The sequence below is a fragment of the Aeromonas sp. Y318-1 genome (assembly GCF_027706125.1).
Taxonomy (GTDB): Bacteria; Pseudomonadota; Gammaproteobacteria; order Enterobacterales; family Aeromonadaceae; genus Aeromonas; species Aeromonas hydrophila.
Map to the genome: position 1 here is coordinate 49996 of NZ_JAPDCM010000003.1, position 11719 is coordinate 61714.

At 54.3% G+C, this 11719-nt stretch carries 7 protein-coding genes; all 7 read right to left on the reverse strand.

What is annotated here, in order from left to right; all coding sequences use genetic code 11:
• Positions 1-76: 76 nt before the first annotated feature.
• A complete protein-coding gene (locus OKB87_RS05085) occupies positions 77-937 on the reverse strand; it encodes a DMT family transporter (protein WP_029301975.1) in 861 nt (286 codons plus the stop codon).
• Positions 938-1155: 218 nt separating this feature from the next.
• The gene (locus tag OKB87_RS05090) at positions 1156-1605 is read right to left on the reverse strand and encodes a GNAT family N-acetyltransferase (RefSeq protein WP_011704664.1); all 450 of its coding nucleotides are present in this window, start codon (positions 1603-1605) and stop codon (positions 1156-1158) included.
• A 57-nt stretch (positions 1606-1662) separates the two neighbouring features.
• Positions 1663-2229 (reverse strand): Crp/Fnr family transcriptional regulator, encoded by a 567-nt coding sequence (locus OKB87_RS05095; RefSeq protein ID WP_005308861.1) that lies wholly within the window; start codon positions 2227-2229, stop codon positions 1663-1665.
• Positions 2230-2239: 10 nt separating this feature from the next.
• Positions 2240-2989: a 23S rRNA (guanosine(2251)-2'-O)-methyltransferase RlmB gene (gene rlmB, locus OKB87_RS05100; protein WP_029304634.1), complete on the reverse strand. Its 750-nt coding sequence runs from the start codon at positions 2987-2989 to the stop codon at positions 2240-2242.
• A gap of 265 nt (positions 2990-3254) precedes the next feature.
• Complete coding sequence (locus tag OKB87_RS05105) at positions 3255-5654, reverse strand: hypothetical protein (RefSeq protein ID WP_270826685.1); 2400 nt, start codon at positions 5652-5654, stop codon at positions 3255-3257.
• 26 nt (positions 5655-5680) lie between these two features.
• Positions 5681-8446, reverse strand: coding sequence for a hypothetical protein (locus OKB87_RS05110; RefSeq protein ID WP_270826686.1), 2766 nt, complete (start codon positions 8444-8446; stop codon positions 5681-5683).
• 829 nt (positions 8447-9275) lie between these two features.
• The gene (rnr, locus tag OKB87_RS05115) at positions 9276-11663 is read right to left on the reverse strand and encodes a ribonuclease R (RefSeq protein ID WP_029301973.1); all 2388 of its coding nucleotides are present in this window, start codon (positions 11661-11663) and stop codon (positions 9276-9278) included.
• Between the last annotated feature and the right edge of the window lie 56 nt (positions 11664-11719).

The following is an 11719-nucleotide window of genomic DNA, read 5'->3' on the forward strand; positions in this document are numbered from 1 at the left end:
CCCGGCCATGACAGAGAGCGGCCTCATAAGATGCCTGTTTTTCTCACCCATCGGCCTGCTGCCGATGGGTATGTCATCAGCGCAGCCGGCGCTGCCAGTGAATGGCCAGCAGGATAAAACTCACCCCGACCCAGAGGTTCCACGCCGGGATCTCGCCAAACAGCCAGACCCCCAGCAGCACCACGAACATCAGGCCCGAGTACTCGGTCGCCGCGATGCGGTTGGCCTCTACCTGGCGATAGGCGTAGAAGCAGCTGGCGTGATAGAGCAACTGCATGACGCCGCTGCCGCCGATCAGCACCAGCAGTCGCCAGTCCACCGGCTGCCATTGATGTACCGCCAGCCCGGCGGTCAACGGCAGGGCCAGCAGATTGGCCCAGAACAGGGTCGCCACCACCGAGATCCCGGCTGGCAACTTGCGCCCCGTGATGTTGAACAGCGCCAGGGTGAAGGCGGTCACCAGGGCGCCCAGCCCGGCCAGATGGAAATCCCCCGGCCGCAGCACGAACACCACGCCGAGCAGCCCCATGCCTCCCAGCAACCAGACGCGGGAATTGATCTTCTCCTTGAGCAACCAGGCCGCCAGCGGCAGCGTCAGCAACGGGGATACATAGAAGATGGCATTGGCCGTGGCCAGCGGCAGCTGGGTCAAGGCCAGCATCATGCCGCCCCCGCCGAGCAGGCAGAGGTGGCCGCGCAGCAGGTGCCACTTCCAGGCACCCAGTCCCCAGGCCGAGCGCGGTACCCGCAGCATAAAGGGCAGCAGCACCAGCAGGGTCAGCAGCTGGCGCAGGAACATGTATTGGAAGGGGCTGAAGCCGGGGCCGATCAGCTTGACCAGCACATCGGAGAAGGCCTGGGCCAGATTGCCCAGCACCAGGGTGATGATGGCGAAGGTTTGCAGGTCCAGTGCGAACCGCTTGCGCAACAACTCCATCAGCGACAGCCGCTCGAGTGGCGAACGCTAATAAAATGGCTCAACGGCTCAATCGCTGAATCTTGTTCTGAATTAATGGGGTAAAAGACCATTTTTAAAACCTATCCATCAACTGTTGCCGATTAATCACTCAGAGGGTACCCACTAACATGGCGCCGAGCACCCGTTTTCTTTACTACCTCAAGACATAATAATTTCATTGTTATGCTTAAAAGGTATTAAGAGGAGCTCATGCCGATGTGGGGAATGTCATCTTCCAAGTAGGGTTCACCCACGGCAGTGAAGCCGTGACGACCGTAGAAACCTTGCAGGTGTGCCTGGGCCCCGAGATAGATGCTGACCCCGGGCCACAGCCGGGCACACTCCTGCAGCGCCTGCTGCATCAGCCGGTGGCCCAGGCCATCACCTCTCGCCTCGGGCGCGGTCACCACCCGGCCGATCACCACCTGCTGCGCCTTGGCCACGCCGGGTGCCATCAGCCTGGCATAGGCCACCAGAGCCCCATCCTGCCAGCCGAGCAGGTGCAACACGTCGGGGCGCTTGTCGACGCCGTCCAGATCGAGAAAAACGCAGGTCTGCTCCACCACGAAGACCCGGGATCTCAGGGTGAGCAGTTCATAGAGTTCGTTGACGTCGAGTTGTTCAAAAGACTTGAGAGACCAGTTCATGGGGGTTCCTTGCTCATGATGAGAAGGGCAGCATAGCCAGCCACACGCGGGTCGGCATTAACCTTTGTTAAGATCCTTCAGCCGTTTGCGAATGCGGCTCAGGCTGATGGGGGTGATGCCGAGGTAGGCGGCGATTTGGTGATCGGGCACCCTGGCCTCCAGCGCGGGAAAACTGCGCAAAAAGTGTTGATAACGGGCCTGCGGGCTTTCGGTCAGGAGCAGCAGCTCTTTCTCCTCCTTGATGCGCAGTTGCACAGCCAGCAGATGCTGATACCAGGCAGGCCAGCAGGAGAGCGTGCGCAGGTCAGCCAGATTGAACAACAAGAGCCGACAGGGCTCCAGCGCCTCAACGCTGTAGCGGGCCGGCTCGCCACTGAGCAGGTGGTGGAAGTCGAGGAACTCGTCACCCTCCCAGTAGAACTCCTTGATGTACTCGCGGCCATCCGCCAGCACCACCTTGGCCCGCAGCAGCCCCTGCTCCACCATCACCAGCAGATCGGGTCGATCGCCAGCATGCCAGAGGCAGGCACGTGGGCTCAGGGTCAGCGGCCGGGCAAAAGAGAGGAGGCGCGCGGCCTCCTGCTCATCTGTGACCCGATCCCGGCAAAACGGGGGTCTGTCCATTCAGCTCGCCTCAGGCACGACGCTGACGCACGGCTTCAAACAGGCAGACGCCGGTCGCCACCGAGACGTTGAGGCTGGATACCGCCCCTGCCATCGGGATGCTCACCAGCTCGTCGCAGTGCTCGCGGGTGAGGCGACGCATACCCTTGCCCTCGGCGCCCATCACCAGCGCCATCGGGCCGGTCAGCTTGGCCTGGAACACGTCGTGATCCGCCTCGCCAGCGGTACCGACGATCCAGACACCACGCTCCTGCAGCTCGCGCAGGCTGCGGGCCAGGTTGGTGACCTGAATGAGCGGCACCACTTCGGCGGCGCCACAGGCGACCTTGCGCACGATCGGCGTCAGGCCGGTGGCCTTGTCCCGTGGCACTATGACCGCATGCACACCCGCCGCATCGGCGCTGCGCAGGCAGGCGCCGAGGTTGTGCGGATCGGTCACCCCGTCCAGCACCAGCAGGAAGGGCTGAGTCTGTTGCTCGGCCAACTTGTCCAGCAGGCTGGCCAGGTCGTGCTCGGCCAGCTTCGGCGCCTCTTTCACCCGGGCCATGATGCCCTGATGATTGTTGCCCTCTGCTTTGTCGTCGAGCGTCTTGCGGTTCACGCTCTGCACCTTGAGGCCGAGCGCATCCAGCTCAGCCAGCAGGGGTTGCAGCCGGTCGTCATCGCGCCCCTTGAGGGCCCACACTTCGATGAAACGCTCCGGGGTGCGCTCCAGCAGCGCGGATACAGCGTGAATGCCGTAGATCAGTTCAGTGCTCATGTTCAAGATCCGTGGTGTCGGGTCGCACCCGGTGCGCCCCAAAGAAAAATGGCCCTACCGGCAACCTGACCACCATGATGCTGGCATCGTCACCGGTCGCTAAATGATGGCGCATCATATCAGAGAGACCGGCATCTAGGGAGGAGGAAGCTGCTCGGCCAAGCGCCTGCCGCTATATCGAGCTCTTCAGTGGCACGTGGCGGTAAGCTAACCATGGCCTGTTAGCCGCTACGCGGTGCTCAAAACGATGATCGTCCCAACTTCACTACCTAACATCGTGAAAGCGATAAATCCGCCCATTCTCGTTCACCTCCGCCACCTTTCTCAAAGCCTCCGCTGGCGACAAACCGAACTTTCGGGTTAACACAACGAACAGATGGTAGAACTCGGATTTCAAATCCGCGGCGAAGATCCCCGGATCATCAGATCCCAGACAAATAGACATAGGGACATCACCTTCAACTGCCTCACTCGGCAAACCCATCCAGCGAAAGATATGATGCTCGCTAACATCTCGATACTGGCTGATACGGGTATTGCTGGTCGGAGGGCACTCAATCGCGATGTTTCGGTCTGCCATTTTTGCCATCACCGCCTGTTGCAACGAAACTAACACCTCATCCGGCAAATATTCCAGGGTGACATCAATGTATTCATTTCGCTGCTTTCGTACGTTGTCATCTGTCAACCATTGCTGATACAGCTTCAGCGGCCTTTTCATGCCCGCCACTTTAGCCAACTCTCTAGCGCGCTCGTACTCTTCCAACCAGAGGGATTCGGGCTTTAATGGCCCATCCAATTCACCCAGCAGACCTTCCGATTCAGCCAACACGCCTCGCAAATCAAACACCTGCTCAAGGGTGGTAATCGAGATCTCGTCTTCCAGCGAAAACACCTTATGGGCCAAACGAACCGCTTCAATCTCTGCATCACTGGCGTAACGCAGTAGCTGTGGATGATTGCGAAGTTCCCGCCAGATAAATACCAAATCGAGCAATCGCGTCTCTTTGGTCATGGACAGAGGCGATGGCAAAGAGCGTTTCCAGATGTTAGGCGTGATGCCAATGGCGGTGCAGTGACCAAGACGGTCGCCATTACGCAACGGCAAAAACCTCAAGGCATCATCAATGGAGCGAATACCACTGATCAGATGCGGGAAGTCCTCGCCAACATGATAGGTAAAATGAGCAATACCGGATTTTGCCAGCACCCGATACAAGGGGCCAAACAATTCCGGTGGCGCGTGCATCTCATTGGCAGCGGCATCCACACCTCGAATCCAGCGGGTCAAACGTGGCTCATGATTCAGGATCTCCATCAGGATAGCTGCCTGATTTTTTAAATCCTTGAACAGAAACGCGTAGGGATAGACCTCATCCTTTTGGGGCTTTTTCTTGATGAAGTGCGGTACCAGCGCTAGCTCGGCACATATACTGTCAGACTTAACCTGCTCAAGATTATCGAGCACTTGGGTGATATTGAGTGGCTGGGGATGTTCCCAGTCTACGGTCATGTGACCTTTAAGGTATTCCCAATACCCACGCAAAACACTGAAGATCAGTTTGTGCATTTTGTTGGGGTCGCTCTTCGGAGCAAAACGCCCTTCCAGATAACGGACCTGAGAATACACACCCGCCCCATGTGCGTGCTTGAAACGAGACAAATAAGATTTCTCGGTCTCTTCCCTCAGCTCCGTCATAGTGTATTTCTGGAACTGATCAAACCCGAAAAAATCGTCTCGCTGAACCAGTAAGGTCAGATACTGATTCTGAATTAGTAGGTAAATCCAAAGCAGTCGTTCCAATCCTTCTGGCGCACCATGCCGCCATTTTTCCAACAACCCGGTTAGCAAGCGAAACTCAGACTCCTGGCTGTATTTGTCATCTGTTGGCCAAACCGTCGTAAACCCGTACTCCTGGTCATTATGCAGAATGGTGCTGTCCACCAACTGCTGCGGGTGCTGCAATGACACCATCCAATCAGGCAACACCATGCCCTGAGCTACCCGGCAAAGAATTTCACGAATATTACAGGCGATCTGCAAACGATCCCTGAAGATGACAGGCGTCAGGGAGGGATCAATCTGGGCACAGAGTTGTTTCATCTCTTGAACCGCCCAGCCCTTCTCGAAATCTCTGACTGTCACTTCTGGGTGTTTGAGTGCATCCAGCCAACACTCTTCCGCGCTGGTACTGCCATTCAGATGTTGATGAGTTTCGTTCAGCCGCTCACGGGTAAGATAATCCTCAACCGCCGGATGATAGGGATACAAAGGCCAGCGAAAGTTGTAATCCTGACTGGCAGGACCAGGATTAAACACCTGATGGCACGCCAGAATCGGCAGACACGACACCCTACTCATCAACGTTTGCCATTCCGAGAACAAAGCAAGATCGGTTTTGGGGCCACCTTTCTCGTTTTTAACAAATTTTTCAGCGATAAAACGCAAAGCCGCAATTGGGCCAAGTTTCATATTTCGCTGTTTGAGTTGTTGCGCCAAGGATGACCAAGCCGATTTGGCGACATGATCAGGCAAGCTACGCATCTGCTCGTATTGAGCAAGGAACACGGATGATTCCACCCCGTCATCAAGTGATACCTCATCCAACAAGACGTTACTCAGCCGATGCAACAGTACTGTCGAGTTAAGAAGAAACCTTTCCATACCCAATCCTTAAACAATTGCCAGCATTATTCATCTGCCACTGGATTAGCTGGGGGATTCTCACTGTCATTCTTTTTCTTTGATTCATATGGCGCAGCAGCAATACCTGAAACATTCAGAAACCTAAATCCCAATACAGGATTTGAAGAATTTAAAGCCTCTACAGCACTAAACTCAACCTTATCATTAAATCCATCGCCAATAATTTCATCCAACAGAGTAAGAAGGTTTTTTTCCTGTTGAGAGAGCAAATGGTCTGCCGAATTAATGCTACCCAAAGGGAAAATAAATGGATGCACTAATGGACACTTCAGAATAGAGTAGAATATCGGATGAGTGTTACTTATATCCGAGAGATCCCCCATCGATTTCAACTTGATCACTAACTGACCAACTGATGTAATCGGGTTCTGCTTAAAATTCACAGAAATACGCGAAACAGTACTATCGCAAACTCTATGAGATGCATCCTCTTCCACTAAAACAGCATGGAGAAAAGCCAATACATTGAAGCGCATAATTTTTGCAGCATTAGTGTACTTTGCATATTTACCCTCAAACGCCAAGGGATCACTACCCAGCAAAGACTTATGTTTTTCTGCAACGCTTGATAGATTGAAGAATAGCCGAGTCCAAATCTTACCTATGAGCATGGATGATGGTTTTATCTTGGAGGATATTCGTCTAACAAGGCGATTCCATTTTATTAGCTGCACTATGGATTCATTGACATCCTGTTCATCAACAACATCCAGCTCCTCAACCTCTTCGCCAGCTCCTTTTTCAGCATATTTAGACCACAACGGAGCAACACAAGTCGGTTTTGCAAGAACCTTTATAACGGCCTTTCTAAATTGTTCATTTTCAAAAATTATTTTTTTATATATATCAGAGAGCTTTGAAACATCTTCCTCAGCTATTTCAATTTCAGAAACACCTGTGTCGACATCTGCAAGGTCAGCAATTGCACCAATGAGATTAAAGACGGACAGAAAATCAGTCGGAGACGGTGTCAAGGCGGAACTCAAAGATGCTGCAAGTGCAATCTTTGCAAGCCCACTCTCTGCATTAATATCAAGCGCACGGTAGTCTGCTTTTTTTTTCTTACTCATGTGAATCATACCAAGATACACACCGGGAGACGTATTCGGACTTCCATCATCAGAAATAACAGCGCAACTTCTATTAGCCCAATTTGTTACGCTTTCACGCCGCCCAATGGACATATATGATTTGAATTCAATATCCGGAGGTTGTCGATAGCGCCCCCCTTGATTTCCAACTGATTTTTGAACACTATCAAAAAGACTGACACTACCACAACCGACCAACATTAACTGAAGAAGCTGGGAAAGCCCCCCATCACATAGAGCACTCACTTGGGATGCTAGATATACAGAGCAATTTCTAAGAGCTTCATTACTCGATTGAGGGCGAAGATAAAATCCAGTATTAACCTCCTGATCTTGGAGAGAATATCTAAAAACATCATCACATAACGAATCCATCCCAATACGATGCTGCTCATAGTTCAACCCTGCTCGATATATACTACTAAGCATGGCACCATACAACGAATCCCGCAGGAGCATACTTTTAGAAAGCGTTGAAGCTTGCAGCCGAGAATAGTAATCCTGCATAACTTGCATCAACAATCTGACAGGCTGCTTCAAAAGCTCATCAACATACATATCAAGATCGGAGCCAATTCGTATGTTTAGACCATTCGAGACAATATTCTCCAAAGCACTCCGAACCGAATTAACCTTTACCCCATCCTCGTCTTTGCCGTATACAACGCTAATGTTTTCGCAGCCTTTCTCTCGCCCTTTTTCACCAACCAGTTGCAACATAGTTTTGAGCTGTATTCGTTTCTGCACAGGAAAAAGCTTCAACAAATACTGCTGTTCAAGATGCTCCACCATATATCCCCGCTCGGCTAGGCGGGCACTCTCTTTTTCCTGATCGAGCAAGGTTTTACTGTAATTTTCGTATTGCTTACCGCGGATCAACTGGGAATAAAGACGCAAATCGCCAGTCGCCACCACCACCAGCTTCTGACTATTAAAAAACCTGCGAATGGATTCAAGCACATCCCAACCCGAATCAAACTGGGTATCGATATCATCGAACGAGATCAAAATGGCCTTGCAGCCGAGAATCTTACACGCGCATTCAACAAGCCTGTCAAAAATCTCGGCTAAATCCTGACCACCGATGGAGTAGTCAAGCTGGGCATCCAGCTTTAAAGCATCACTGAAATATTCTGGCTTGTATTCCTTGTCGGTCAGCAAATGCAAGCCGCGTTTCAGTTGCCCCAGATAATTCTGCCAACGCTCTTTATGCTCTTTATGGTCATTAGATGACCAACTCTCTTTTAACTTGTCGGATACCATCTTATTCAAGCGGGCTGTCACTGTGACCAGAATGGGCTCATGACGCGGCAGCTTGGTTGGGTCGATGGTCGGCAGACACTTGATACTCACGCTGGCACCACTTGTGTCACCATTTAGGGATTTGACCACGCTATTGATAAAGGTGGTTTTACCTGCACCACGAGTCCCATCCACAAAGAACACATTACGGCCAGACTCATCAATAACCCGTGTTACATCAGTAGGCTTATCAGCATCTGCCGGGGTAACCGAATCTCGAATGCTCTCAACCAACTGATCACGCAACGCTTTCTGAATCAGATCTCCGTCTTTGGTACTGCCAGGAAGATTGGAGGCGAACAAGTCGATGATGATGTCATTATTTTTTTGCTTTTCACTCTGCTTGCTATCAGTCATATCGGTATCGATCCAGTCATTTTGTTTTTTTGGCCAGTCTGTACATCAGAAATGGCGCTTTAAATTTAAACAGCATTGATTTCTGCAATGCTCAAGATGGAAAAATGGGGCACCCACCTTGCTGAGCACCTCGTAGCAACCAACAGACCAGCAACCTGTCACCCCAGTCACAGTCGGGCACGGTATTGGTTCCCCCTGTAAGTCGCCGAGGCGGGTTGAGCTGGTCAGTAGTAATTAACATGGACATCCATCGTTGTTCGGCAATCAAATCGGGAGAGTTACATTTTGATGGGATGTAATGGGCATTAATCGCTTATCAATTCAATTTGATCTGCGTGACAGCCTCCAGCCTGCTGCTTTTAACCTGCGATGTGGCGCTGGCCTGGCTCATGTTGCCAAACGGCTATGTTAGCGAGCAAAGCGGTGGAGGGAAGAGGGAGATGATGGTTTACTGAGCAAGATCAATAAATTAATCGGCTAGGGGAGTACCGGAGTAGAGCAGCAATACCGAAGGGGAAAAATGAAAAATGGGACACCCACCTTTCCGCGTGCTGCATCGCGGCCAATAGAGTGGCAATCACGCAGGGAGTGTACTCCTCGCCACAGGCACGGAGCTTGGCCGAGCGCCGCACAGAATCTAAGTCCCTCCCCTTGTCGCTGACCATAAAAAAATCCGAACCCCGGTAACAGGGTTCGGATTTTTTTCATCTCAAGCGCCGCAGGCTTTTGCAGTGATAACCCGGACTCTGGCGAAGATACCCGGGAGCCATCAGCCCTTTACGACCTCAGCCTCAGCCCGGGTCGCCGGACCCAAGCCATGGCCGAGGGCTTACCCCTTGGCCTTGTCGCGAGCTTTTTTGCTCGGTCGTCTGTTGCTGGGTTTGGCACGGCCGCCCTTGTCGGATTTGCCGTGATCCTTGCCCTCTTTACGTTTTTCGTGACGCTGTGCGCTCTTGGCCTTCTCTTTCTTGATCTCTGCCTGCTTGCGCGCCATCTCTTTGGCGTTCTTGCCGGTGGCCTTGAGGGGCTCTTCGACCATCACGAAGTCGATCTTGCGATCATCCAGATTCACGCCCATTACCTTGACCCGTACCTTGTCACCCAGACGGTAGCGGCGGCGGAAGTTCTCGCCGATCAGCTGCTGGTGCAACGGGTCGAACTGGTAGTAGTCGTTGGTGAGGGTGCTGACGTGCACCAGACCATCGATGTGGATCTCCGCCAGACGCACGAAGAAGCCAAAGCCGGTAACGCTGGCGATGACGCCGTCAAACTCGTCACCCACGTGATCCAGCATGTACTCGCACTTGAGCCAGTCGGCCACGTCGCGAGTGGCGTCATCGGCACGGCGCTCGGTCATGGAGCAGTGCTCGCCCATCGGGTCCACTTCTTCCAGCTGGTAGTGGTAGCCACCGCTCGGAGTCCACTTGTGGCGGAGGTTGGCCTGCTGCTCCTTGGCGGTCTGATACTTGATCGCGCGGTGCAGGATGAGGTCGGGGTAGCGACGGATCGGCGAGGTGAAGTGCGCGTAAGACTTCAAGGCCAGACCGAAGTGACCGATGTTGTCGGCCTGATAGATAGCCTGACGCATGGAGCGCAGCAGCATGGTGGAGAGCAGCTCCGCATCCGGGCGCCCTTCGAACTTGGCGGCCAGGTCGGCGAAATCCTTCGGCTCGGGCTCGAGGCCCCCCTTGAGCTCCAGGCCCAGCTCGGCCAGGAAGTCACGAAAACCGGTCAGACGCTCTTCGCCCGGGCGGTCGTGCACCCGGAACAGGGCCGCGGCCTCGTTCTTCTCGATGTAGCGGGCAGCGGCCACGTTCGCCTGGATCATGCACTCTTCGATGATCTTGTGGGCGTCGTTGCGCACCAGCGGCACGATGCGGTCGATCTTGCGCTGGGCGTTGAAGATGAAGCGGGTCTCTTCGCTCTCGAATTCCACCGCACCGCGCTGATGGCGGGCATGCTTGAGCGCTTTGTAGAGGTTGTTGAGCTCCTCGATGTGACCCACCAGGGGCTCGTACTGCTGACGCAGCTTGGGATCCCCCTCCAGGATCGCCGCCACCTTGGTGTAGGTCATACGGGCATGGGAGTTCATCACCGCTTCGTAGAACTTGTAGCCGGACATGCGGCCGGCGGCGGAGATGGTCATCTCGCACACCATGCAGAGGCGGTCAACCTGCGGGTTGAGCGAGCAGAGGCCGTTGGAGAGCACCTCTGGCAGCATGGGCACCACGAACTCGGGGAAGTAGACCGAGTTGCCGCGCTGATAGGCTTCGGTGTCGAGGGCGGTGCCCGGCTTCACGTAGGCGGAGACGTCGGCAATGGCGACCCACAGACGCCAGCCGCCGCCGCGCTTGGCTTCACAGAAGACGGCGTCATCGAAGTCACGGGCATCTTCCCCGTCGATGGTCACCAGCGGCAGGGCGCGCAGGTCGATACGACCCTCTTTGGCCTTCTCCGGCACCTGCTCGCCCAGACCGGCAACCTCCTTGGTCACCTCTTCAGGCCAGGTGTGCGGAATGCCGTGGGTACGCAGGGCGATTTCAATCTCCATGCCAGGCGCCATGTTTTCGCCCAGCACTTCCAGCACGGTACCGACCGCATTGAAGCGGGCGGTGGCGCGCTGATTGATGCGCACGACTACGACCTGGCTCTGGCGAGCTCCCTTGTTCTCCCCTTCCGGGATGATGATGTCCTGGCCGATGCGGCTGTCATCCGGCACCACGAAGCCGACGCCGTTCTCGACGAAGTAGCGGCCAACGATGTCTGCCTCACGGGATTTGAGCAGACGTACCAGACGCGCCTCCTGGCGCCCCTTGCGGTCGATCTCGGTAGGCTGCACCAGGGCGTAGTCGCCGTGCATCAGGCGCTGCATCTCGCGGTTGTTCAGGAACAGATCCGGGCCACCACCCTCGGGGCGCAGAAAACCGAAGCCATCTTTGTGGCCGAGCACGTAGCCTTTCACCAGATTCAGGCGATCCGGCAGGGCGTAACACTGGTTGCGAGTGAATACCAGCTGACCATCACGCTCCATGGCGCGCAGACGACGGCGCAGGGCTTCCAGCGGCTCTTCTTCGGTCAGCTTGAGGACCTTTGCCAGCTCTTCACGAGACATGGGCTTTTCATGGCCCTTGATGAGGTCGAGGATCATCTCGCGACTGGCGATGGGGTTCTCGTATTTTTCGGCCTCGCGTTCGAGGAAAGGATCTTTTTGAGACATAAGCAGGCCTTAGGGTAGGTGGTAACGGTGCCATTATATCGGAGGGGGGGGCGAAT